Origin of the sequence: Wolbachia endosymbiont of Onchocerca ochengi, assembly GCF_000306885.1 — a bacterium.
In the GTDB taxonomy this organism is placed as follows: Bacteria; Pseudomonadota; Alphaproteobacteria; order Rickettsiales; family Anaplasmataceae; genus Wolbachia.
The window spans coordinates 602,570-628,419 of the sequence record NC_018267.1; the positions used below are offsets into that span (position 1 = coordinate 602,570).

At 32.7% G+C, this 25,850-nt stretch carries 19 protein-coding genes and 1 pseudogene; 7 read left to right on the top strand and 13 right to left on the bottom strand.

Annotated features, from left to right (window positions below):
* Positions 1-1,496: 1,496 nt before the first annotated feature.
* The 4 genes from WOO_RS02220 to pgsA form a co-directional block, all read right to left on the bottom strand.
* On the bottom strand, positions 1,497-2,420 hold the full coding sequence (locus WOO_RS02220; protein WP_014869055.1) for a M23 family metallopeptidase: 924 nt from the start codon (positions 2,418-2,420) through the stop codon (positions 1,497-1,499).
* A 3-nt stretch (positions 2,421-2,423) separates the two neighbouring features.
* Positions 2,424-3,164: a YebC/PmpR family DNA-binding transcriptional regulator gene (locus WOO_RS02225; RefSeq protein ID WP_014869056.1), complete on the bottom strand. Its 741-nt coding sequence runs from the start codon at positions 3,162-3,164 to the stop codon at positions 2,424-2,426.
* Positions 3,165-3,261: 97 nt separating this feature from the next.
* Positions 3,262-3,951 carry an outer membrane protein assembly factor BamD gene (locus WOO_RS02230; RefSeq protein ID WP_025264036.1) on the bottom strand — a complete coding sequence of 230 codons (690 nt, stop codon included), beginning with the start codon at positions 3,949-3,951 and terminating at the stop codon, positions 3,262-3,264.
* 1,120 nt (positions 3,952-5,071) lie between these two features.
* Entirely contained in the window at positions 5,072-5,614 is a 543-nt protein-coding gene (pgsA, locus tag WOO_RS02235; protein ID WP_014869058.1) for a CDP-diacylglycerol--glycerol-3-phosphate 3-phosphatidyltransferase, read from the bottom strand.
* 144 nt (positions 5,615-5,758) lie between these two features.
* Here pgsA and WOO_RS02240 point away from each other — a divergent pair, with 144 nt between their 5' ends.
* From WOO_RS02240 to uvrB, 6 genes are all read left to right on the top strand, one after another.
* Positions 5,759-7,075, top strand: a complete 1,317-nt coding sequence (locus WOO_RS02240) for a malic enzyme-like NAD(P)-binding protein (RefSeq protein ID WP_083848119.1) — start codon at positions 5,759-5,761, stop codon at positions 7,073-7,075.
* 63 nt (positions 7,076-7,138) lie between these two features.
* Complete coding sequence (locus WOO_RS02245) at positions 7,139-7,357, top strand: BolA/IbaG family iron-sulfur metabolism protein (RefSeq protein ID WP_014869060.1); 219 nt, start codon at positions 7,139-7,141, stop codon at positions 7,355-7,357.
* Positions 7,358-7,373: 16 nt separating this feature from the next.
* Positions 7,374-7,703, top strand: a complete 330-nt coding sequence (gene grxD, locus WOO_RS02250; RefSeq protein ID WP_014869061.1) for a Grx4 family monothiol glutaredoxin — start codon at positions 7,374-7,376, stop codon at positions 7,701-7,703.
* Between the two features lie 119 nt (positions 7,704-7,822).
* Positions 7,823-9,055 (top strand): cytochrome b, encoded by a 1,233-nt coding sequence (locus WOO_RS02255; protein WP_014869062.1) that lies wholly within the window; start codon positions 7,823-7,825, stop codon positions 9,053-9,055.
* Positions 9,052-9,819, top strand: a complete 768-nt coding sequence (locus WOO_RS02260) for a cytochrome c1 (protein ID WP_044135416.1) — start codon at positions 9,052-9,054, stop codon at positions 9,817-9,819. The genes WOO_RS02255 and WOO_RS02260 overlap by 4 nt, the downstream gene beginning before the upstream one ends.
* An 80-nt stretch (positions 9,820-9,899) precedes the next feature.
* Positions 9,900-11,837 carry an excinuclease ABC subunit UvrB gene (uvrB, locus tag WOO_RS02265; protein ID WP_014869064.1) on the top strand — a complete coding sequence of 646 codons (1,938 nt, stop codon included), beginning with the start codon at positions 9,900-9,902 and terminating at the stop codon, positions 11,835-11,837.
* Positions 11,838-11,896: 59 nt separating this feature from the next.
* Here the strand turns inward: uvrB and WOO_RS02270 are convergent, their stop codons facing one another.
* The 6 genes from WOO_RS02270 to ligA all read right to left on the bottom strand — a co-directional run bounded on the left by WOO_RS02270 (position 11,897) and on the right by ligA (position 17,478).
* A complete protein-coding gene (locus WOO_RS02270; RefSeq protein WP_014869065.1) occupies positions 11,897-12,640 on the bottom strand; it encodes a putative folate metabolism gamma-glutamate ligase in 744 nt (247 codons plus the stop codon).
* 2 nt (positions 12,641-12,642) lie between these two features.
* Positions 12,643-13,122, bottom strand: a complete 480-nt coding sequence (locus tag WOO_RS02275; protein WP_014869066.1) for a dihydrofolate reductase — start codon at positions 13,120-13,122, stop codon at positions 12,643-12,645.
* Positions 13,119-14,417 (bottom strand): dihydropteroate synthase, encoded by a 1,299-nt coding sequence (gene folP / locus WOO_RS02280; protein WP_014869067.1) that lies wholly within the window; start codon positions 14,415-14,417, stop codon positions 13,119-13,121. The genes WOO_RS02275 and folP overlap by 4 nt, the downstream gene beginning before the upstream one ends.
* Positions 14,417-14,821, bottom strand: a complete 405-nt coding sequence (locus WOO_RS02285) for a dihydroneopterin aldolase (protein WP_014869068.1) — start codon at positions 14,819-14,821, stop codon at positions 14,417-14,419. The genes folP and WOO_RS02285 overlap by 1 nt, the downstream gene beginning before the upstream one ends.
* A 25-nt stretch (positions 14,822-14,846) precedes the next feature.
* Positions 14,847-15,128: a hypothetical protein gene (locus WOO_RS04195; RefSeq protein WP_232500360.1), complete on the bottom strand. Its 282-nt coding sequence runs from the start codon at positions 15,126-15,128 to the stop codon at positions 14,847-14,849.
* A 298-nt stretch (positions 15,129-15,426) separates the two neighbouring features.
* Positions 15,427-17,478, bottom strand: coding sequence for an NAD-dependent DNA ligase LigA (gene ligA, locus WOO_RS02295; protein ID WP_014869069.1), 2,052 nt, complete (start codon positions 17,476-17,478; stop codon positions 15,427-15,429).
* Positions 17,479-17,697: 219 nt separating this feature from the next.
* On the opposite strand from ligA, the gene surE reads away from it, so the two are divergent.
* Positions 17,698-18,447 (top strand): 5'/3'-nucleotidase SurE, encoded by a 750-nt coding sequence (gene surE, locus WOO_RS02300; RefSeq protein WP_014869070.1) that lies wholly within the window; start codon positions 17,698-17,700, stop codon positions 18,445-18,447.
* A gap of 995 nt (positions 18,448-19,442) precedes the next feature.
* Here the strand turns inward: surE and WOO_RS02305 are convergent.
* The 3 genes and pseudogenes from WOO_RS02305 to WOO_RS02315 all read right to left on the bottom strand — a co-directional run bounded on the left by WOO_RS02305 (position 19,443) and on the right by WOO_RS02315 (position 25,830).
* Positions 19,443-20,820, bottom strand: a pseudogene (locus WOO_RS02305) (PleD family two-component system response regulator).
* Entirely contained in the window at positions 20,792-21,091 is a 300-nt protein-coding gene (gene tatB, locus WOO_RS02310) for a Sec-independent protein translocase subunit TatB (RefSeq protein WP_014869073.1), read from the bottom strand. Before tatB ends, WOO_RS02305 begins: the two are co-directional and overlap by 29 nt.
* A gap of 5 nt (positions 21,092-21,096) precedes the next feature.
* Positions 21,097-25,830: an NAD-glutamate dehydrogenase gene (locus tag WOO_RS02315; RefSeq protein WP_014869074.1), complete on the bottom strand. Its 4,734-nt coding sequence runs from the start codon at positions 25,828-25,830 to the stop codon at positions 21,097-21,099.
* Positions 25,831-25,850 lie beyond the last annotated feature (20 nt).

Below are 25,850 nucleotides of genomic sequence, written 5' to 3' on the forward strand. Positions count from 1 at the left end.
AAGATACTACCTGTTGCATCGAGAAAATGCCTAAGGTGTTAGGATCAATAGTTCTTCTAGTAATACCAGTTATTATTAATGGCAGTAACCATTATTTTCAAGTTTTAGCTATTACTTGGAAAAGTTATAGTAATTTTGATCAAGTAAATATGTTGTGCTTAACCTAGTACATAAATTTGGATTTGTGCTATCAAGATTCCTGTTATATAAATTATTTACTCCTCCATTCTATAGCAAAAATAGGTGGTATTACCTAATTTTAAAAATAATTAACTCAGGTATTTTTCTATTGAGCAGGATAGTATTGGTATTGTATATTACAGTGTTGCAGTGTAGTATATGGTTATGATATTCTAGTGTAGATTTTGGATCATAATAATATTTTGAGTAATTGATGTGATGATAATTACTAATCTAGCAATGCTGCTAAGCAGCACAGAAGTTTAGCTACACATGCTCTATATCCTTGAGGAAAATCCAATTAAGTTGTAATCATCACAATGAAACGAAGAATTCTTTAATATTTATGTACATGTATTTTTCTACTTTGTTTTAACGATTAAAATTACGTCAAAGGGTTATACTTTCTTACTTTCAGCTTTTTAAAACATCTCTAACGTACATGTTTTAATAATATTACTTAGTTGCCAGTTCACGCATCTGTTGTATTTTATGTCAATTATAGTCTAACTTGTTTGTCAGATATGCGTCTTGCTTGGAGATTAGGACAAACGGTAAAACTATTGACAGTTGAACCTTTTGTTTGCCATTCAATTGTGCGCTTTTATTTTTTTGAATTAGCTGTTACTCCTCAATGGTTTTCGTTCGTTTTGCACTATATATTTTCTTGTAGAGGTAGCAGTATATGTTTGTTTGCGTCTCAGCATCACTCGTGTAATTTCAGATAAATATGTAAAATATAAAAACATAATATTATAGCTTTTATAATTTTAGTTTCTACAATATTTAATCCTTTTTGTAATATTGAAAGCAATTCATCTGAAATTTTATTAGCAATTTTCATGCAAAAATTCTTTGTCATTTTTACTGCACATAGGTAATTGCTTATTAGTTCTCTTGTCATTGAGTTGCTTTGCACAAAAACGAACTTACAATAGTTACTAGCATTATAATATGCCTTTGCAGGACTGCTTACTTTTCAGATAATTACTACTAAAATTTCTATTGAATTCCCGTTTTGCATCATTCACCTTAATTTTTCTACGTTAATGCTTAAAAATTTTAAAAAAATAACATATTTGTTTGTAGGTGAAACTGTAATAGATATTCTAGATTTAAAATAAGCTTCAATATAATATCCAAGAAATTTTGTCACTCTTGCTTTGTTAGGATTATTAACAAAAATTTTTAAAAAAGAATCAGTATTGAAACAAGAACAGCTTCAAGCGCAACTATATTATCATAGGTTAAAAGTACAATAAGATTAACTTAATACTATTAAGTACGAGAAAAAACGGAATTGACTTAAATTTTTATTATTTATCGTCTCTTTCCACGTACCTTTTAAACTTTTTTTCACTGAAATTCTCTTTATTGACCGTTTTGTCTATCTTATTTACGAATAGTTTAAACTCCTTTAATTCATGATCAATTAACTTTACTTTGCTTTTATGTGCTATTGTAAGTGGATCAATATATTTACCGTTGTATATGATCTCGTAATGTAAATGTGGCCCTGTTGAAACACCAGTGCTACCAACATAAGCAATGACCTGCCCTTGCTTTACTTTAGAGCCTAATTTTATATCGCAGCTAAATTTACTTATGTGAGCATAGCAGGTTGAATACCTATTTTTATGTTTTATTTTGATATATTTACCATACTCTCCATTATTTCCTATATATTCTATTACACCATCTGCAGCGGCATGTATGTGAGCACCAAATTTAGTTGCATAATCTACTCCTTTGTGAAAAATAACTTTACCGTGAATAGGGTGTTTTCTATTACCAAATTTCGAGGATACGTGAAAATCTCCGTTTAAAGGGCTTACGAAAATTTTGCCACCTCTTAAGCTTATTCCATCTTTATTAAAATACCTTTTTTTACCGTTTTGTGGCTTATAATGATACAAGCAAGTAGTTTTTTTGTTTGTTGTCAGTGAAGTGTATAAAATATTTTCTTCGGTCTTTTGGTCATTAAACGATCTCTCAAAGAGAACCTTCAAATTGCTTTCTGGTACAATGTCTTTTTCAAAGTTTGTACCAAAATTTTCATATATGTTGATTAACTCCATTACTGTATTTGGCGCTAATCCTTGTTCGATCCCAGTGGTAAAAAAGGAAGATTTTATGTTACTGGATATTAACAAGATCTCTCTATTGTTACCTGGTGTTTTAGAGGCATGTAAGTTGAACATTGGTAAAGTGTAAAGCAATATAAGTATTATTAGCCTCATAGTTTAAATAGAATCAGCAAAAGTAAAATTACCATCAACGTATTGTACATCATCATTATCTTCTAGCTCTTTAACTAACGTAGATAATTTCTTAATTAATTCTTTATCGCTAATTTCCACTAGGTCCTTTGGTTGCCATGAAAGGCGAACAAGCTCTGGCTTTCCAAATTTTGCATAAAAAGCATCGCGTACTCTACTAAAATCTTTTACTTTACAAGTTATGATGTATAATCCTTCTTTATTATTTTCTTCAACATCCAATACTTCTAATTCGATTCCATGAGTAAATAGACTTTCAAAATTTACATTCTCTGCTTTATAGATGATTAACCCTATGTGGTCGAAAAGATAACTAACATTCCCTATTTCTCCTAAACTTCCACCTTTGCGAGAGAAAATATGACGCACCTCAGAGGTAGTTCGATTGCGGTTATTCGTTAAAGCATGAACAATGAGTGCAGTACCAGAGGGTCCATAGCCTTCATATTGTATTTCCTCATAATTTTTTCCTATAACACTACCAGTTGCGTTTCTTATTGCTGTTTCTATTTTGTCTTTTGGTAGATTCTCTTTGCGTGCAGTAGATACAGCAGAGCGAAGGCGTGGATTAAGTTCAGGATCAGGTAGTCCTTGCTTTGCAATAGCCATTATTTCTCTAATGAGCTTTGTGAATTTTTGAGAGCGTTTTGCATCCTGAGCGCCTTTCCGATGTTTTATGTTTGAAAATTGTGAGTGACCAGCCACATTTGAATAATTAAAGACTTCATTATATACTAAGGTATAGAAAAAACTAAAGCAAATTTTTAAACTTGCTATTATTATTTTTATGTGAACTTTATTTTTACTTTTTAGGGTTTTCTGCTAACAGGTTTTCATATTGCTGAACTTCCAAATCAAGGCCGAGAGCTAAATGGGCTGTTATTAAATAGCTAATAGATTTAGGAGAATAGCTAGAATCCTTATTGCTTATTACATTTTGAAAACGTTTAATCGCTGCTAAATATTCACCACGTCTTAAGTAGAACCTACCAATAGAATATTCTTTTGCTAATATGTGCTCTGTGACTAGCTTTATTTTTCTTTTTACCTTTTCTGTATATATGCTGTTTGGAAAGAGATTAATGTACTCGGTAGCTAAGTCTAAAGTTTTGTATGCAGTTTGTTGTTCAAGTTGCACTTTATGAATTTGCATGTAATAAGATAATATCCTTAAGTAATATACATACGGTAAATCTTCACCATTTGGATAAGTCTGTATGTAACCATCTGCATTACTTGCGGCACTGGCATAATCACCCATGTTATAGTGAGAAACACTAGATAATAACCCGGCTTTCATTGCCCCATAAGAGAGGGGATATAAGTCTTCAATTTTTTGAAATGCCCTGATAGCCTGTTTGTATTTTTTCTGGTCGAAAAGTTTAACTGCCTCCTTGTATAGCTCAGCTTCGGTTCTTTCATAATCATTCGCATAAGATTGCATAAAGGAGCAAATAAAAAAAATAAAACACGTGATTAAAGTCTTACACATAAGATTTTTTTTAATCAAAACACAGTATAGACTAAATACCAGTTAAATAAATAGATTTTTGAGATTCTCAAAAATCATTAAGTAGCAGAAAAATTGTATAATTAATTCTTGTGCACCATTGTTACCTTCTAAATTTAAGACAGTGCTGTTTGCCATTTAAAGAACTTTTTCCTTTTACTTTTAGATTCTTTAGTGTCTTACTGTGAAAAATATATAATTAATACTTACTGTATAACCATAAAAAGCCAATACCTCTACCAAACCTAAAGTAGATCCAAACAGCATATGGCTTAACGGAGGTGCCAATGCCATTAACATTGGCCTTCTTATTAAGAATACAGAAGCATCAGTAAGCGCTAATCCGACAGTAGGTATTATTTGCTAGTTGTTCACTCTGGACTTCTTATTAAAATCATGCTTCCTGTTTCCTTTTTCTTATTTTTTTCACACTTAAAGAAGTGTAAAAGAAAAAGAGATTGTATTAGAAAGAAGTAAAATTGTATCCTTTGTTCTTTCAAATAAAGGTGCTTTACTCGTTGCTATACTTACAATAATTAGTACAGTTGTTATGCCTTCGATGTAGATTAAATACTCACTTACATTAATGTATTATACTCTTTTCTTTTTGCTTCTTTTCCCATTTTCGATATTTCTAACCCTTATTCTTTTTTGCTATCTTTCTATTATTATAAATTAAGTTTAGCATATAAATAAGATATAAGCCTGAGAAAGGCTAATATAGTGTAGTTTAGTGCACTATCTATACCATCAGCAGTGCCTGACTGCTACATATTAGCCATCAACAATACAAATAGAACCATTATGATTAACGATATGTATTGTTATTTATATAACTCTCTTTTTTTTCAACGTTAATAGTTCTTGTTCAAGCTCTTCTTTTAGTGTTAATAACTTCTTGTTTAAGTCTTTTTTTCGAATTTCTTCATCAACTGTTAGCTAAAAGCCCAGAAAAAAAATCTTCAGTAGAAAATTTAGCCCTAAAGCTACTAGTCATACTAAAATCCTATTGGCTTACATAATACACCATACAGGATTTCGATTACTTAATTAAGTTTATTGAAGTCTTAATTATTTATATATTAATTGTTTCTTGAAAAATTCAGCTAGTCTGTTTAATACCAGTTAAAACATAGTTGTAGCCTGACCATACGGTTATGATAGCTGCAATCCACAGACAAGTTGTACCTATACGTTGGGCTATCTCATAATTGTTTACTATTAGCGCTATAACAGCAACCATCTGTAAAAATGTTTTGATTTTCCCAACTTTGCTTACAGGCAAGCTAGCATTTGTAGCCATTAAAAACTCTCGTAAACCAGAGACTAATATCTCTCTACAAACGATTATAACTGATGGTATGACTGTAAAATCATTTATTTTGTGCTTATAAATTAGCATAATTATTGTTGAAACTACTATTAATTTGTCAGCAATTGGGTCAAATAGCCTGCCGAATTTTGATTGAACTTTCCATGTACGTGCTAGGTAACCATCAAAAAAGTCTGTAATGCATGCAAATATAAAGATTGATATTGTTATCAGGTTTGCATATTTGTTTTCTACGTAAAAACTTAATATTATTGCTGGTATTGCAAGTGCACGAGAAATTGTCAACAAATTAGGCAGGTTTTTCTTAAGCATGCAATGTAATTTTAATGCAGTACAGTAAACTTATACAGAAGTGGGGTGCAATTCACAAGCTAATAGTTTACGATTGAACATTTATAAAAACTCTATATACTTAAAAATTTATTAACTATGAACTTAAAATATAAGGATGTAATGATGAACGATGATTTAGATAGTACTACAAAACAAGAAGCACTTAAGTATCACAATAGAGAAAACAATCCTGGTAAAATATCTATCTTGCCAACAAAACCTTTATTTACTCAGCATGACTTGTCGCTTGCTTATTCACCTGGAGTTGCAGCTCCATGCCTTGAAATAGCTAAAAATCCTGAAGCTGTCTATGATTATACAACAAAAAGCAATTGCGTCGCTGTTATTTCAAATGGTACTGCAGTGCTTGGGCTTGGTAATATCGGTCCTCTTGCCTCGAAACCTGTTATGGAAGGTAAGGCTGTTTTATTTAAGCGCTTTGCTGATATTGATGCAATCGATATAGAAGTTGATACGGAAGATATAGAAGATTTTATCAATGCAATAAGATACCTTGGGCCAAGCTGGGGAGGAATAAATTTAGAGGATATAAGATCACCTGACTGTTTCATAATAGAAAGGCGTCTAAACGAATTGATGGATATTCCAGTGTTTCACGATGATCAGCATGGAACTGCAGTGGTTGTTGCAGCAGGTATAGAAAATGCTCTTGATATTGCAAAAAAAAAATTAGAGGACGTTAAGGTTATCATGAATGGTGCTGGTGCGGCTGGTATTGCATGTTTAGAAATACTGAGGTCCATGGGTGCTAAAAATATAGTACTGTGTGATAAAAAAGGAGTAGTATACAAAGATAGAAAAGAGTATATGAACAAATGGAAGGAAAAATATGCGATTGATACTAGAGAACGTTCTTTACTCGATGCAATAAAAGATGCTGACGTATTTATCGGATTGTCTGTAAAAGATGTGCTTAATGAAGAGATGTTAAAGAGCATGAGTAAAGATCCGATTATTTTTGCTCTTGCTAATCCTGACCCAGAAGTAAGGCCTGAGTTTGCGAAATCTGTAAGGCCAGATGCAATAATCGCAACTGGTAGATCAGATTACAATAACCAAGTGAATAATGTAATGGGATTTCCTTATATATTCAGGGGAGCGCTTGATGTACATGCAACGGTGATAAATAACGAAATGAAAATTGCAGCTGCAGATGCAATAGCAAAGCTCGCACATGAGCCAGTGCCTGATGAGATATCCGCAGCTTACGGTAATCGTAGAATGAACTATGGGCGTGAATATATAATACCTACTCCATTTGACCCAAGGTTAATTTCGGTAGTCTCTCCTGCTGTTGCAAAAGCTGCAGTACACTCAGATGTTGCTAGGAAGGCAATACAAGATTGGAGTAGATATGAAAGCCAATTAAAATCTCGTCTTGCGAATGCTCTTAACACACTAAATTTAATGTCTTCGTAGTAACTAATTGCATATAGTTGTTTTAGATTTATAATAAAAATATTGTATATTCAAGGTGAATTAATGGTTATTACAGTTCATGAATTAGAGAAAATCATCAAACAGTCATTTCCAGATTCTGATATAGAAATTAATGACCTTGTTGGAGATAGTGATCATTATCATTTAAAAATAATTTCCAAGTATTTTCTCGGGAAGACAAAAGTGGAACAGCATAAAATGGTATATAAGGCTCTAGAAGGCCAGTCTATACATGCGTTACAACTAGAAACTAGTGCTTAATTTTGGGGTGATATTTATGAATGATTTTGAACAAATAAAAAAAGATATAACGGAAAATGATGTAGTATTGTATATGAAAGGTACTTCTGATTTTCCTCAATGTGGGTTTTCTGCGCTCGTTGTTTCGATTCTTAAAAAATTAAACGTTAAGTTTAAATATGTTAATGTATTAGAAAATAATGAAGTACGTCAGTCCATAAAAGAGTTTTCCGACTGGCCAATGATTCCACAATTATATATAAAAGGAGAGTTTATTGGTGGTTGTGACATCACTCGTGAGATGTATGAAAAAGGTGAGCTGCAAAGCCTGCTAAAAGAAAAGAAAATCATACAGAATAAGGAATAGTCTATCAAACTTACAATTTTTGATGCAGTAAGATCTAATTCCCTAGTTTAAAGTTTTTATTGTTTACAGGAGGTAAGCTGCTATACTAGATAAGTTAGAGGTAAAGAAAATTTTGAGTTATGCAAGATGATATTAAAAAAGATACAACAATGAAGGAAGAAAAAAGCATATTAGGTTGGATAGAATATAGATTACCCATATTCTCTTTTTTAAAACATACTGCTTCTTACCAAGTGCCAAAAAATTTAAATTATGCTTGGAATTTTGGTTCTTTAGCTGGTATAGCGCTGATTTTGCAAATAATAACAGGCATATTTCTCGCTATGCACTATACTCCACATGTTGATTATGCGTTTAACAGCATAGAGCGCATAATGCGTGATGTAAATTATGGATGGCTAGTACGCTATACTCACGCTATTGGAGCTTCGCTCTTCTTTATGGTGGTCTATATTCACATAATGCGTGGATTATATTACGGATCTTATAAAAAGCCGCGGGAAATGGTGTGGTTTATTGGTATACTCATATTTTTTACAATGATGATGACAGCTTTTATGGGATATGTTCTTCCCTGGGGACAAATGAGTTTTTGGGGTGCAACAGTTATAACTAACTTATTTTCAGCTATACCTTTAATTGGTGATAAAATAGTCATATGGTTATGTGGTGGTTTTTCTGTTGACAATCCAACGCTTAATCGTTTTTTTGCTCTGCATTATTTTCTGCCTTTCGTTATTATCGCTTTAGCTACTCTACATATTATTGCTTTGCATAGGTTTGGCTCTGGTAATCCAAGTGGAATAGAAGTGAAATCAAATAAAGATACCATTCCACTCTATCCATATTATATAGTTAAAGATTGTATAGCTCTTAGTATATTTTTTATAGTTTTATTTATGTTTGTTTTCTATGCCCCTAATTATCTTGGACATCCGGATAATTATATAGAGGCTGATTCTATGGTCACTCCAGTACATATAGTACCGGAATGGTATTTTTTACCTTTTTATGCGATGTTACGCTCAATTCCAAATAAGCTTATTGGTGTGTTTACCATGCTTGGGTCTATTTTAGTATGGTTCCTATTACCTTGGCTTGATAAAGCAAAAGTTAAAAGTGGTGCTTATCGTCCATTATTTAAAGTTTTTTTTTGGGTCTTTACAGTAAATTTTGCATTCCTTGCTTGGCTTGGAGGGCAGGAAGTAAAAGAACCTTACATTACCTTAAGTAGGCTTTCCACTCTTTACTATTTTTTATACTTTGTAGTAATTTTGCCGCTACTTAGTAAATACGAGAAGCAAAGAGAGCTGCCAAAAGCCATAAGTGATTCTGTGCTGGAGATGAAATAGTGCTAGTAAAAAATATATTTGCTGTGTTTTGTTTATTGTTTCTTGTTAATTTTGTGTATGCAGAAGAATTCAAGCCATTACCCAATAAAAAAATAAACTGGAGTTTCAATGGAATTACTGGATCTTTTGATAGAAAGTCAATTCAGCGTGGCTATAAAGTATATAAGGAAGTTTGTGCTGCTTGTCATTCAATGAATAGGGTGGCGTTCCGTAATTTACAAGATGTTGGTTTTTCTGAAGAAGATGTGAAACAGATTGCAGCCTCTTATCAAGTTAAAGATGGTCCAAATGATCTAGGCGAAATGTTCTATAGACCTGGGATATCTTCAGATTATTTTATTGCACCTTTTAGTACAAAGGAAGCAGCTGCAGTAAGCAACAATGGTGCAGTTCCGCCAGACTTATCGTTAATTGTTAAAGCAAGGCACGACGGTGCGAATTATGTTTATTCACTTTTGACCGGCTATCAAAATGGTGAACACGATGGGAATGATTTATATTTTAATCCGTACTTTCCAACAGGTAAGTTAGCTATGGCACCACCTCTCTCTGAAGGGATGGTGGAATATGATGATGCAAGACACGCAACAGTTGAAAATATGGCGTATGATGTAGTAAATTTTTTGCAATGGACAGCAGAGCCAGAATTAGAGCGTAGGCACAAGCTTGGATTTAAAGTAGTAGCGTATTTCATAATTTTGACGGTATTTTTTGTATTAACTAACAATAAGGTTTGGAGTGAACTTTACAAAAATAAAAAATAGGCTTTTTGGGCATTTATTCTTATATCTTTTTTACCATAGCGGATATATTAATAATAAAGTGTTATAAGAGCATAGGAGTTATGGAGTTTCAAATTGTTACACACTTTAAACCAGCTGGAGATCAGCCGCAAGCAATTGATAGTTTAGTTACAGGGCTAAACAATAATAAAAAGGATCAGATTTTGCTTGGAGTTACTGGCTCCGGAAAAACTTTCACTATGGCAAATGTTATTGCAAGAACAAACAGGCCTGCATTAATTATGGCACATAACAAAACTTTAGCGGCACAGCTCTATGAGGAAATGAAAGGATTTTTCCCTTATAATTCTGTTGGATATTTTATTTCTTACTATGATTATTATCAGCCTGAAGCTTATTCACCTCAGACTGACACTTATATTGAAAAGGACTCCACAATCAACGAAAAAATTGATATGCTACGTTATTCTGCTATTTGCTCTCTTTTAGAGCGCAAGGACACGATTACAGTTGCCAGTGTTTCCTGTATATATGGTCTTGGTTCGCCTAAAAGCTATATTAATATGACTATATCATTAAGTGTTGGAGATAAAATTTGTGTTGATGATTTTCTGAGTAATTTAGCTGATCTTCAATATAAGCGTTCCGATATTAGATTTGAACGAGGATATTTCAGAGTACGTGGAGATATTATTGATATTTTCCCTGCTTGTCATAAAGATAAAGCTTGGCGTTTATCGTTGTTTGGCAATAAAATAGAAAAAATCTCTCAAATTGACGCTATGACTGGCAATGTTATTGAACATATAAATAAAATCACTGTTTTTCCAAATAGCTATCACATTACATCACGTAAGACTCTATTACAGTCAATTCAGCTGATTAAAAAAGAACTGCATGAACGCTTGGATTATTACTACTCACAAAATAAGTTTGTTGAAGCAAAACGTCTTGAGCAGCGTACTAATTTTGATATCGAAATGATGGTTACAACTGGAACTTGTAAAGGTATTGAAAACTATTCACGTTATCTCTATGAGATGGAAGCTGGATACCCGCCACCTACTTTATTTGAGTATTTGCCTGAAGGTGTAATTTTATTTGTTGATGAAAGTCATGTTACCATTCCTCAGATTGGTGCAATGTATAGTGGTAATGAGGCACGTAAAAAAAAATTGGTTGATTACGGCTTTAGACTTCCTTCCGCTTTTGATAACCGTCCGTTGACGTTTGAAGAGTGGGAAGCGGTACGACCGCAGACTATTTACATTTCAGCTACCCCTGGAAAATATGAGTTAGGAAAGACCAATAATGTATTTATAGAGCAAGTTATTCGTCCAACAGGGCTTACAGACCCAGTCTGTATTATAAAATCGACAGAAAATCAAGTTGATGATGTAATCCATGAAGCACAACTGACAATAAATAATGGATTTTGTGTTCTAATTACCACATTAACAAAAAAAATGGCTGAAAAGCTAGCTGATCATATGAGTGAGATGAATATAAAGGTGAGTTATTTACACTCAGATATTGGTGCGTTAGAGAGAGTTGACATTATATGTAAATTAAGATCAAAAGAAATCGATGTGTTAGTTGGTGTTAACTTACTGCGTGAAGGTCTTGATATTCCGGAGTGTGGCTTAGTTGCAATTTTGGATGCTGATAAAGAAGGATTTTTGCGATCGGAAACTTCTTTTATTCAAACGATAGGGCGTGCTGCACGTAATGCTGAAGGTAAGGCAATTTTGTACGCAGATAAAATAACTGGTTCTTTGGACCGTGCGTTGAAGGAAACTGAAAGAAGAAGAAAGAAACAACAAGAATATAATGCGTTGCATAATATTACACCAAAAACTATAATAAAGAATATATCTAATACCCTACAAAATAAAGTAGTAGCTGAGGAAGGTATTAATTATATTAATAACGTTGATCTAAAAAACTTAAAGAAGCAGATGTTAAAGCATGCTGAGAATCTAGAGTTTGAAGAGGCAGCAAAAATAAGAAATATTATCAAAAGGTTTAATAATAAATAATTTATGATATAAAAGGAAAAGCTAGGTTATATGTACTTAGTTTTGTAAGTTTTTTAAATTTATTCTCCGTTCTTTAACCACCTAATTCCCATGAAGAGAGGAGAGTAAAGGTCCTCTTGCATTGATATCTTAACGCTTTTTTCCTCTTCTATAGTTGGTAGACGGGTAAGAAAGCGAATTTTTGGTGCATTTCTAATTATTGCTAGTGGTGTTTGTTCTGCACCTTCTCCCATAACTAAAACAGCAGATGTTGCCAACGCGTCAAGAAGATTGACTTGTGTTACCTGGAGTGGATTATTATAAAGGTCTGGTTTGCCTATATAAGAATAATGTGGTTCAAACCCGCACCAACCAAGAGCAATCCCTGTAACCCCAAGGCGCATAGGTGTTATATTACTATCTGTAATTAAAATACCAAGATGTTCTATGCAGTGTTTTCTTCTAAGGTAGCTCCACACTGATGCAGCTGTTTTCTGAACATCTTTTGGATATAAAGTATACATTCTATCACCATTTGATTCATCGATACCGGCAGATGGAATTAAGATATCATCTTTAATTGTTAAGTGAATTCCACAAGGATTGTAACGTGTATCAGCAATCGCACTAGCTTCCTTTCTAATTAGCTCTTCTTTAGAATAAGCGTTTTTGCGAATTATTCGTTTTTGGCAAACGGAAATGATTTTTGATGTAATAGCAAGCACAACCTTTTCTCTTAACAATTTTGGAATATAGTAATCAAGGATTTTTTCTAATGCCTCACCGCATTGAATACGGTGGGTGTAAATTGCTTCAACATGCATATCTAATTTGTTATTCTATATATAGAATAATCTTGCGTTTTTGTGAGGATAGTTTTATTCCATCTATCAAGGAGTATTAAGTTGAAATATACATCACCTTTATAAGACCCATGAATTTCTGTTATGATAAACTCTGAGATTAGATTATGTTTTAAGAAAAGATGTGCTATCTGTGCTCCACCGATCATGTAGATTTTAGAATTATTCTGAGTTGATAGAAATTCTCGCATAGAAGAGACAACTGTACATTTTATATCTCTATTAAAACACGAATTTAACTTATTACGAGAAAAAATAATGGGAGTGCGACCTTGTAATATGCTTTTAGGTATTGTTTCAAATGTTTTTCTTCCCATAACAATGACTTGTTTGTTGGTTACCTGATGGAAATGCTTTAACTCACTTGGATAATACCAAGGCAACTTGTTATTTACCCCGATCACTCCATTTGGATCAACAGCCATAATTCCGATAATCATCATTTTTGTAAGGCAGCTTGAGCTACAAAGAACTGCATGTGATCGCGTACATTATGTACGCGAAGGAAATCAACTTTGTTGTATAATGCAGATGATATAGAAATTGTTTCTAAATCTCGATTAAAGACAGGCTCTGTGGAAAAAGAAGAAATGAATGATTTTCTGGAATGACCTACTAGGACTTTGCAGCCAAAACTTTGCAATGTTTCTATATTCCGTAACAGCCAGATATTTTGATATAGAGATTTTCCAAAGCCAATACCAGGATCAATGATTATCGAATTTTCATTAAAACCAAAGGTAAGTAACTTGTTAATGTTCTTTTCTGCCCAACGATTTATGGTGTTGATGGGGTCAGTATCACTTGGAATAATATTATCCTTGTGTGATGGTATAGAGAGTGAATGCATGATAACTATACTACATCCGCTACTTGCAATTGTTTTTAAGGTATTATCATCTAGATTTCCTTTCACATCATTTATCCAAGTAACTCTATAGTGTTCTAAAACATTTAAAATAACATCCGGCCAGAAACTATCAATGCTAACTTTAATATCATTAGCTTTCATATAGTGACTGAGATTATCAAGTACCGGCTTTAAGCGTGCATATTCTACTTTCGAAGGCTGTATAGAAGATCCAGGCCTTGTTGATTGAGCACCAAGATCAACTATGCTTGCACCATCTGATATCAATTTTAGTGCCTGTTTAGTTGCTTGATCAGAATCATAATAAAGGCCACCATCTGAAAATGAATCGGGAGTAATGTTAACAATTCCTACAAATTTTGGTGAAAGCGTAAAGCTTTTTAAAAAGCAATCCTTGGTATTAAGGTTGTTGTAAGCAATAGTATCAAACGTTTTGCTAACTACTGGAATATTATCCATAGGACTCAGCATTGCCATTAAGTGAAGCAAAAATGGCCTATTCATCAATTCTGGATGAGGAATTGTAAGATACGGTGTATTGAGTATTAGGTTATCCCATAACAAAATATCTAAATCAATAACGCGAGGTGCCCATTTTTCGTGGACCTGTGTACGACCAATGTCATATTCGATTTGCTTGAGTCCTTTTAGTAGCTCTTCAGGAGAAACAAGACAACTTCCATATACAACCATATTGAGAAATGGCTTGTTCCACTCATCTGGAGCACCATTTGGTAAAATGGCCTTGGTTTCTAAAATAATTGAAGATTTTAAATCTTTTAAATAGCGCTTTTTTAGTAGCTGAGTAGCCTTTTGTAAATTAGAGAGGCGATTCCTTAAATTTGAGCCAATAGATATATAAATCATCAGTTGTTCTCCTGTTTTTGCAACGCATTGCAATAAGTGAAGACAACACCTCCGTGTACATCGGGAATAGGTGGTACAACTTTGTGAGTAATTACTTTTATAGAAGAAATAATATGCTTTTTCTGCATTAAGAGGTTACTAATAGTTATGTATACATCATGGGTAAAATGCTCGATTAAATTGAATTGCTTGCTTTGAGCAAGAGATTTAATGTTCTGTACTACTTCTAGATAGCAGATAGTATCTTCAAGTCGGTCAGTGATAAGTCCTAAAGGAGGAGATTTAAAGATAAAATCAACACTAATGCTTACTAGTTGGAGATTAAACTTTTCTTCCATACTATGTCCTAAATGAATCCAAAGGCGTAGATCCTGGACAAAAAGGTTACATAAAGGTTGTTTCATACTTTATCTCCATCTTTATATTTTGCTATTCTCTCCTACATTCTCTTAAAGACCACCAAAAATAATATAGAAGTTTTATTCCCTTTTTAGTGCCTTGTACAACTTTTTCTTGTTTTTCTTTGTTTAAATCTACGATAAAGTTTGCATATTTATCAGTATGCCATTCATCAGTGGCTGTATGAATAGTGAAAATCTGTCGACTTCCATAAAGATCAGGCCATGTAACACCAAACCTTTCAGCAAAACATTGACGTAACTCTAGATGATTTTCATCATCTTGCTTTTCTTCCATTAAACTGTTAAACAAAATCTGTTGCATTTTTAGATTCTGACACAAGGAATGTACATTGCTAATGTAACAAAGAAATGCAGCAACATAATATAATGTAAACTTGTAGGATTCACAACTCAATTTCCCTTTCCTTTCATGATTGGTAAAACTGGTCCTTCAGTAAATACAAACTATTTTTAACTCTCTATCAAGTAATTGAATAAACGTTACCATAACTCTTTGAATTAAACAAAGCTATTCTAGTTTATTCATAAGCTTATTAATGTCAAGAGATATAAGCACCTATAAACTACCTAAAAGATATAGATAGTTGTTACTTAGACACTTCCAAATTTATCATTCTATGCCACTGACCTTCATCTAAAATTTCTATGCCTAACTCTACTGCTTTTTTGTATTTAGATCTTGGATTTTCTCCTATAATTAGGTAGTCAGTTTTAGTAGAGAGACTTGAGCTGATTTTCGCTCCTAGAGCTTTGGCTCTTGCTTTTGCCTCTTCTCTACTCATGGTGAGTAGCTTACCAGTAAATACTATAATTTTATTGTTCAAAATAGAATTGCTAGAATTAGAAGTAACAGGAAGGATTTGGAAACAGGAGATCAGATCATTTACCATTTTGATATTATATTTCTTGGAAAAGAACGATTTCAAAGACTCTAATGCTTTTTTTCCTATTCCATCTATACCTATCAGCTCATCACTAGAAGGCTTGTCTGTTTTCTTCTCTGTAGCACCTATACCTATTTCAGCGCTACTTGATGACAGTTTGATCATTGAGTTGTACCAGGTCTCATAAGAGATATAATAATTTGCAAGCAATCTTGCTGCAACTTGTCCAATAAATCTAATACCCAAAGAAAATATAAATCTATCTAGAGTGACTACCTTTCTGCTTCGTATAGAATTTAATAAATTAGTTAGTGATTTCTTACCCCAGCCAGACTGACCTTTCAGATTAAATTTATTTAATTTTTCTTCTAGGGCAAAAATATCTGGAATTTGCTTTACTAGGCCAAGGTTATAAAAAAACTTTATCTGCTTTTCACCAAAGCCAACAATATCAAACGCATCTTTTGATACAAAATGCTTCAGTTTTTCTATTACTTGAGCTCTACAGGTAAACTCTTCAGGGCATCTTACTGCTACTCTCTCAATCTGTACCTTACTACCACATTCAGGGCATTCTTTAGGAAACACAAATTCAGGCGTATCTACATGACGAGAACTTCTATCTACTCTAGCAATTTGAGGGATCACGTCTCCTGCTCTTTTGATTGTTACGACATCTCCTTCTCTTATATCTTTGCGTTTTATCTCATCTTGGTTATGCAGGCTTGCCCTACTAACTAGCACTCCACCGATATTAACTGGTACTAAACTTGCAACTGGAGTTAAAACTCCTGTTCTACCTACCTGTATAAATATTTTTTTCAATTTTGTCTTTGCATAAACTGCAGAAAATTTATATGCAAGTGCTGAACGCGGTGCTTTATTAGTTCTTCCTAGACGATTTTGCAGTATCAAATCATTAACTTTATAAACTATTCCATCAATATCATAATCCAAGTTATAGCGACAATCGTAGATCTCGTTATAAAACTTTAACATTCCATCCAAACTACTTGTTAAAGATCGATGTTCATTTACACAAAAACCAAGTGCTTCAAGCCTTTCTAGTACTTCACTTTGGCTTTTTTCTGCTCCACCGATTAAAGAATAAGCAAAATATTTAAGTGGTCTACTTGCTGTAACGTTTGCATCTAACTGCTTTAGAGAACCAGCAGCTGCATTTCGAGGGTTGGCGAATTCATTATTTTTATTTAGCCTTAAAAAGTCACTGTTACTAATGTATATTTCACCTCTCACTTCTAACCTACCTTGTACACCTTGCAAAAGTTTAGGGAAGCTTTTTATTGTTGCAACGTTGTGAGTGACATCTTCTCCTACGAAGCCGTTACCTCGAGTTGCAGCCTTAACAAATTTCCCATCCTCATAAACTACAGAAAACGATAATCCGTCAATTTTTGGCTCACATAATATTTTTATTTCATTCTCGATTAAAAACCTCTTTACCTTAGATAAAAATCTCTCTACACCTTGCTCGCCATAGGCATTTTCTAGAGAAAGCATAGGTTCTTGATGTTTTATCTTGGAAAATCTTTCATCAGGTGCGGCACCAACACTCTCTCGTATTGTATAAATTTCTGGAAGTTGTACTTCTATTTTAGTTACTTTTCGCTTTAGCTCGTCGTATTCAGCATCAGTGATTTCTGGCTTATTTTTTTGATGGTATAAAACATCATGATAATTTACTTGAATTTGCAATTCAGCAAGCTCTCGTCTTAAATTTTTTAAATTAATCATATTCAAACTACTCTTTAAATATTAAAACTAGTGCACAAAAATGTGTTATATTAGGTTTTTGTCAGCTGTAAATTTTCACGTGTTTAATATATGGTAAAAATAAAATGCTAGAGAATCAAGAAAAACCGCAAATACTAAAAGTAGATAAGAAAAATAGATTTATTTGCAACTAATGATCAGAATTACTTATTATAACTTTAGAGCTATATAAAATTTTGTATGATTATATTAATAACGAATGATGATGGTTTTGAAAGTGAAGGAATAAAATTACTCAAAGAGGTTGCACGAGATCTTGCTTCAGAAATATGGGTAGTGGCACCAGATACTAACAGGAGTGGAGCAGCAAGGTCTCTTGATTATCCAATAAGGCAGTCTATTAGAGTAAATCGACATGGCGAAAAGGAGTTCAGTATATCTGGTACCCCTGCGGATTGTGTTATCATTGCACTGAATAAGATTATGGATAAAAAACCAGATTTAGTACTGTCTGGAGTAAATATTGGATCAAACGTTGGAGATGATGTCTGTTATTCAGGAACAATTGGTGCTGTAATGGAAAGCGCTGCAAGATCTATACCTTCTATTGCATTAAGTCAAGTATATTATCATAATGGGATAGATTGGTATAATACAAAGGTTTTTGCACCAAAAGTTACTGCTAGATTAGTCGAAATTGGCTGGCCTAAAAATATAGCAATGAGTGTAAATTTTCCTGCTACAGAAAAAGTGAAAGGAGTAGAATTTGCCGAACAAGGCGAATATAATATTGATGGAGATTTGACTTTTACTGAAAATTCAGATGGTTCTTTAAGTTTAGATTGGTCTCGAGAGTATTCAGGTAGTGGTAGTGTAGGTAAAATCAAAGAAGGATTTATTACTATTACGCCAATAAAACTAGATTTTACAGATTACGATACATTGAATATTATGAAAAATTCTTATGCGAATAAATTTTTCCTTAGTTAATTAAAAAACATTTGCAAATCTTTTGTTAGCCAAATAGTATGTACCTACTAGGTGTAATAGCTTCCTACTTCGCACCTTTTTAGGTGCGAGTGAAGAGTTATAGGTTGTATCATTTAAGTAACCGTTCGTTGGGCTTCAGTTATAAAGAGCAGGATTAAAAACTGCTCAACAAACTCTGCCATTCTCTTTATTATGAGAATAAGAGTATTTAATTATCTTCAATCTATATAAGTTGAGCAACGAAAGTATTATATAGCTGGTATCTTACATTTAATTTTGTATGCTATGTATACTTTATGTCTTCATTAAGTTTCATGATTTTATTACTATATAAGTTAAAGCACGCCTATAAAGTATTCAAGACAGTATAGAACATCACCTTATAGGGTAAGAAGAAATAACTAGCTATTACGGGATTTCTTTTGTCTTCTTTCTCTATTTAGTAAATTCTTAATATTTAGAGTTGAAAATTGTATAAATGTTGCAATCATAAAATCAATTCCTACTAATGAGAAGTCATTTTAGCACTTCTATCACGTCATCTCAGTTGTTCTTATGGAATCATCTAAGTAGCTGATGATGATGTCTAGTATGAAAAGTTATTATATTTATATAATTTATAAATGAACATAATAAAAAGTTCTACACAACGGAGTTTGGGAACATAAGAGCAAGGTTATTTTCAGCTTTACATTAAAGTATGATGTGTGGAAATTAGTTTCCTTTAAGGAATTTCAAAACGTGAACTCAGCTTTTAATAGAGAAAACTACTAAAAAGCTGGAGAAGAGAATTAAAAATTGATTTAATTGTGAAAGGAAAACTATATTAAGCTAATTTATATAAAAAAACATTAAGTAGAATTAAATCTTAGTGCTTAACGCTGGGATGAAAGAAGTCACCTGGATGACATTCTTCCTGACAAACTGAAATCACAATATTAGCACTACCTGTGAATGTACATTACATTACCTTAATCATATGTCTCATTTAGGAATTAGTCAGTAACTACCTTATTTCTGCCATTATTTTTTGCCTTATATAAATACCTGTCAGCACGTACTATAAATTTTTTGATATTATCAAGGTCAGATTTTTGCATTTCTGTAATTCCAATGCTTACAGTTACATTATGAATTTTATTTTTGTCTGAAAACGTAAAAGGTTCCATAGCAATGATTTTACGTATCCTCTCAGCAACAACATACGCATCTGATATGCTAGCATCTGGCATTACAACAACAAATTCCTCGCCACCAAACCTAACTAGCAAATCTGTTACTCTTATGTTTTCAGAAATTCTTTTTTGTATTTGCTTTAAAAGTTCATCGCCAGCACTATGCCCGAAATTGTCATTTACTACCTTGAAATAGTCTATATCAAGTATCATAAGGGATAGCCTTTTATTCTTTTCTATAGAGTTCTTAACAAGGTTTCTTAAGTGTGTATCGAAATATCTCCTGTTATAACAGTTAGTTAATGGGTCCTTTATGGACATTTCCACGTTATTGAATAAGTTCATTCTTAAAGCGTCTTGATACCTCTTGTGTTTCACTTGTAAATTAATTCTTGCTATCAATTCACTTTCATCTAAAGGCACTGTTAAGTAATCATTAGCACCAACGTCGAGCGCTTTTACTAAGTTACTTTTATCGTGATCTTCAGAAAGAATCAGAATAGGTGTATAACGTGTTTCTACTTTACTGCGAAACTCGGAACATAAACGTAGGCCATTGGTTCTCGAAAATTGCATGTCCGAAATGATTAGATCATAATTATCTTTAATACTAACCTTTAATGCTTCAGTTGGATCATTTAGTATTTTAATCAACCTAAAGCGTTGTTTCAGTACATTATATATCTGCTCTGTCTGAAAGATATCCTCATCTATAACAAGTATGTTAGCATCAAAAATTAGGTTGGAATAACTCATGATACTATTCCCTTCTGCCAGATTAATCTTAGCATTAGTTTCTCTCTCTTAAACGCAATTCATCTATTATTATCTTTAGGTGTGTAAGAGACTTAATTCGTGCAGACAGAGCAATTTCATCTATTGGTTTAGTTAGAAAGTTATCTGCACCAGTGTTAGTACCTTTCACTCTATCGTGAGTATTATGCAGTGCAGTTACCGTAATTATTGGAATATGAGTTATTAAGAGATTACTCTTTAGGTTCTTACAAACTTCAAAGCCATTTATTTTTGGCATCATGGTATTAAGCAATATAATATCTGGTTGTTGCTTTGCTACTAAGTCTATAGCTTCTTTACCATCATGAGCTACAATAACTGCATAGTACTCAGCTTTTAGTCGAGCTTCTAAAAGCTGAACATTGGATAGTATATCATCTACTACCAGTATCTTCGCTGTCATTATCTTTAGATATATTATCTATATTGTAACTAGGATAAAACTTGCCATTTTTACCAACTATGTAATTCACTTTTTCAATATCATGCTTTTTATAATATAAGTCTTCGATTCCAGTATTTTTTAACAAATTTCTAGTTCTTGACTTTATAATTATAAAATATCTATATATACTTCTAATAAAACTAATAAATACAGGTACTTTACTTTTATCAAGAACAATTATACCCACTAAAGCTACAACTAAAATTTCTGGAAGACCTATGCTAAACATTTTTCCTATGAGGCAAGTACTTTGATTCTTTTAATTATAAATATTAATCTGCTTAAATCAAGTTTAGAAGCAACCATTTCGTCTAGGAAGCTATTGTAACGTTCTATGTAACCTATATCATCACGGGCCCAAGTTTGAACCTTATTTTCACAGTCATTAGTAAATTTTATAACTTTAATAGCTAACTTATAGTGATAATTGCTTAAATCATCCAATAAGTCATTGATTAAGCTACGATCCCAATAAGAAGAACGATTTTTCATCTTAATGGCAATTGTTCTAATCAGATCGAATCTTAGTAGCGATTTTAGCTCAAAGTATATTTTACCAACATCAAGAATAGATAAAGATGTTTGTTCAGAAATGAGTATAATGTCCAATGCATAGGCTAAAATGCATAAGTCAGCAACTTTCTTAGCTAGATCTTTATCTATATTAAGTTCTATTAAAGAAACGGATCCATAACGATAGTTTTCCAACAGATGTTCATCTAAAACATGAGTTAAGTTTTGGCTTAAAGTTTCAATTGCATTCTTAAACTTTGTAACATCATCCAAATTTATAAAGCTAAGTTTATCTAGATTTTTTACTAACCAAAATGATACCCTGCCAATGAACTTTTGCACACTTCTTACCACTTGCAAGTATGAGTTAACATCAATTTTTTCATCTAATTCATCAATTTTTCGCCATAAGCTACTTAAATCATATAGGTGATTAACAATAATATATAAATTAACTGCTTCGTACACCTTAATTCCAGTTTTCTCAACTAGATTATTAATAAATATACACCCCATCCTATTCACTACATCATTTGCAATGCAAGTAGAAACAATTTCTCTGCGTAATTGGTGTTTCAATATGAAATTCCTGAACTCTGTTACTATTTTTTGTGGAAAATAACTTAGTAAGTAATCATGACAAAAGGAATCCTTTTCAGGTAGGTCAGAGTGTATAATTTCACTTTTTATTGCTGTTCTAGTATAAGACATGAGAATAGCAAGTTGAGGAGAGCTAAAGCCCTCTGCTTCAGTCAACATTTTTGCTATTTCCTCATCAGCTGGAAGGAATTCTATACTTCTTTCTAACAATCCAGATTTTTCCAAATTGAGCAATAACCTATGGTGCTGTTCCAACCTTTCCTTAGCTTGCAAGCATTCAAGGAGTAATGCTTTTGTTTCAATTCTATTGTGGTCTTCAAGCACCTTAGATGCAACTTCATCTACCATGCTAGCCAGTATTTCATTTCTTTTTTTCAAAGAAATACCACCTTCTTTCATAATTGAAACAAATGCAATTTTGATGTTAACTTCAAGGTCGGAACATATTACTCCTGCTGAATTATCAATAAAATCTGCATTGATGTACCCACCGCTTTTAGCATATTCTATTCTTCCAAGCTGTGTGCAACCAAGATTACCACCTTCTATGAACATAGAAGCTCTAATATCTCTGCCATTTACTCTTAATTCATCGTTTGTTTTATCACCAACTACGTTATGGCTTTCACTTTTTGCTTTAACAAATGTACCAATTCCTCCATTCCATATCAAATCTACCTCTGCCTTTAACAAATATCGGATTAAGCTGTTTGGGGATAATACATTTTCTGTTATACCAAAGCATTTTTTCATTTCTTGAGAAACGTTTATCTGTTTACTGCTACGCTCAAACACTCCTCCACCTTGAGAGATCAAACCTTTGTTATAATCCATCCAAGTTGAAAATGGTAACTTAAAAAGACGCTTACGCTCTGTGAAACTATTTTTTACATCAGGGTTTGGATCGATGAAAATGTGCATATGGTTGAATGCGCCAATCAAACGCACATTTCTTGAAAGCAGCATGCCATTTCCAAATAGATCGCCAGCCATATCTCCAATCCCAATAACAGAGACATCTTGATAAATATTTTTGTTCATCTTCCAAAAATGCCTTTGTGCTGCAATCCACGCACCTCTGGCTGTGATACCCATCTTTTTATGATCATAACCAGCTGATCCACCGGATGCAAATGCATCACCAAGCCAAAAATGATATTCAGAGGCTATTTGGTTAGCATAATCAGAAAATGAAGCAGTACCTTTATCTGCCGCAACTACTAAGTATGGATCATCTTCATCATACCTAATCACATTTTTTGGTGGAATTATTTTATCATCAACTATATTATCAGTAATATCAAGCATTCCTTTGATAAAATCCTTATAACACTCAATACCTTTTTTTCTTAAAGAATTTCTGTCTTTATAGACTTTCTTTATTATAAACCCACCTTTTGCACCAACAGGAACAATAACTGCATTTTTTGTCATTTGAGCTTTCATAAGCCCTAAAACTTCAGTGCGAAAATCTTCTGTTCTATCTGACCATCTTAGACCACCACGTGCTAATTTTCCTCCTCTTAAATGGATTCCCTCAAAGAGGTTTGAGTAAACATATAATTCACGGTATGGGTGCGGATTAGGTAAACCGTTTATTTTATTTGAATCAAACTTTGTAGATAAGTAAGGTTTATCGTTCTGATAATAACTGGTTCTCAAAATAGACATTATCAAGTTAAATATGGAACGTAAAACATAATCATGTGAAACATTGCTGACTTTCTTTAGAAGTTCTTCAATTTTTTCTTTGAAGATATTAGTAGTTTCTACTCTATCGATATCTATGTTAGGGTCAAATCTTACATGAAACAGTTGTATCAAATACTTTACTATTTTTGGATGCTCTGAGACCACTTTTTGAATATATCCAGGGTTATAGTTAAATGATATTTGCTTTAGGTAAGCGCTTAACGCTCTAATTAGAAGCACTTCTTTCCACTTCAGCCCAGCAATAATAATTAAGCTATTAAAATAGTCATTTTTGATTTCTCTACTGAATACTTTTGTAAGTGTCACCTCGAACTGCTCTTTTAGAGTGATATTATTTATTAATTCATCGACTCTTGATAACACAAAATGGTGTATCCACATTCCATCATTAATTTCTACGTAATAACTATTATGAGATAGGATCTTTGTTCCCAAATTCTTAGTAATTTTTAATATTTTCGATAATTCAAGTCCCCCGTTGCTTGGAGTGTAAACCTTTAATTGATAATTAAGATTGTCATGAGTAAGCCTTAGATCAACCTCACTTATTCCTTTCCTTCTTACTGTTTCCAATTTCTTCATATCATAATATGCACTGTGAGGTTCAAAACTCTCCTGATAGCTTATTGGAAATGCTTTGCAGTAACGGATGAATATATCTTCGACAGTATTGAAAGTGCTATATAGATTATCTATAAAACGATCTTCCCACTTTTCTGTGATGTTTCTTAATTTGTTTTCGATGTGCAAAATTTTATCGTCAAGGACACTAACATTTTTAGTCTTTAGGACTACATGTAATTTCATTAAATCATATTCATTGATAATGTGGTTGTTGTAAATATCTGAACTTTCCGCACTTGTCTCATTTTTCAATATATCACGTATTTTGAACATTAACCTGGCACTAGCATATCGCATTGGTATTAGTATTATACAACTAATAAAATTTCCTACTTTTCTTAAAAAGAGTTTAACTCTTGGCCTAATTGCAAGGGACATAATTGAAGTACAAATCTTAAATAACTCGTCTTCATTTAACTGGAATAATTCGTCACAAGAGAATGCTTGTAAAATAGAAACTAAAGCCTTATTATTGTGCCCACCAGGCACAAATCCTGTTTTTTTCTCTATTGCTTTGACTTTACTTTTTACTATCGGAATAATGCGAATGTCTTGAACCTCTGCTACTGAAGTAAATAACCCAAAAAAATATCGCTCTTTTACCACGTTACCATGATCATCTAATTCTTTCATTCCTATACAATTCATGTATGTACGTCGATGAACTATTGAGATCAGATCTGACCTTACTATGTACAAATTCAAATTCTCAGAAGAAACAGAAGAACTTTGGTATTCTTTGCTTACTCTCATTAAACCAAGATTTTTCTCATCACTAGAAACAAGTTTGCCATCTTTATCAGCAATGCGCTCTTGGTAACCTAAAAATAAAAAATTATTATTTTGCAACCAATTTAGAAAATCTACAACTTGATTAGTAGTGTGTGACGATCGAATATGGACCTTGATACCTGTTGCCTGAACGACAGAACAAAGTTCATTTTTCACTTCGTCTATCTTCTGGAGCATCAGAAGCCAATCTTTTACAACACAATTAACCGCTTTCAGTGTTTTTCGTAGAGATTCTTTTAGAGTGTTAACAAAACTATCACTTATACCCTTAATAATTACGTATATTACTGACTCCTTTACACCATTATTCTCTTCTAAATCGTAAATCTCATCAATCAGTCCACTTTTTCTTTTAATATTAATTATACTATTACTATAATAACATATAGTTAAATCGTGCGATTTAATAGTAGCAACAATAGAATCAACTAGAAAAGGCATGTCGTCACTCGTTATTTTAACTACAGTAAAATTGCCTTTTATTCCTGGTATATCATTTATATTATTTATCTTCAATTTGCTTTTTTCTTTTTCCTTTTTGAGGATGAAGTTGTATGCGTCCTTTGCAATGTACAAAAGGAACCTATCATTAACCTTTAAATCACTATTGTAAATAAAACTATAAAAGTATTTTATAAATTCTTTAATTTTTTCTTTTTCTTTTTTGTTCTCTTGATTAATCAGCTTGAATAAAGATTCAGTGTCAACATTATTATCTATATGCATTTTTTTATGCAACACACAGC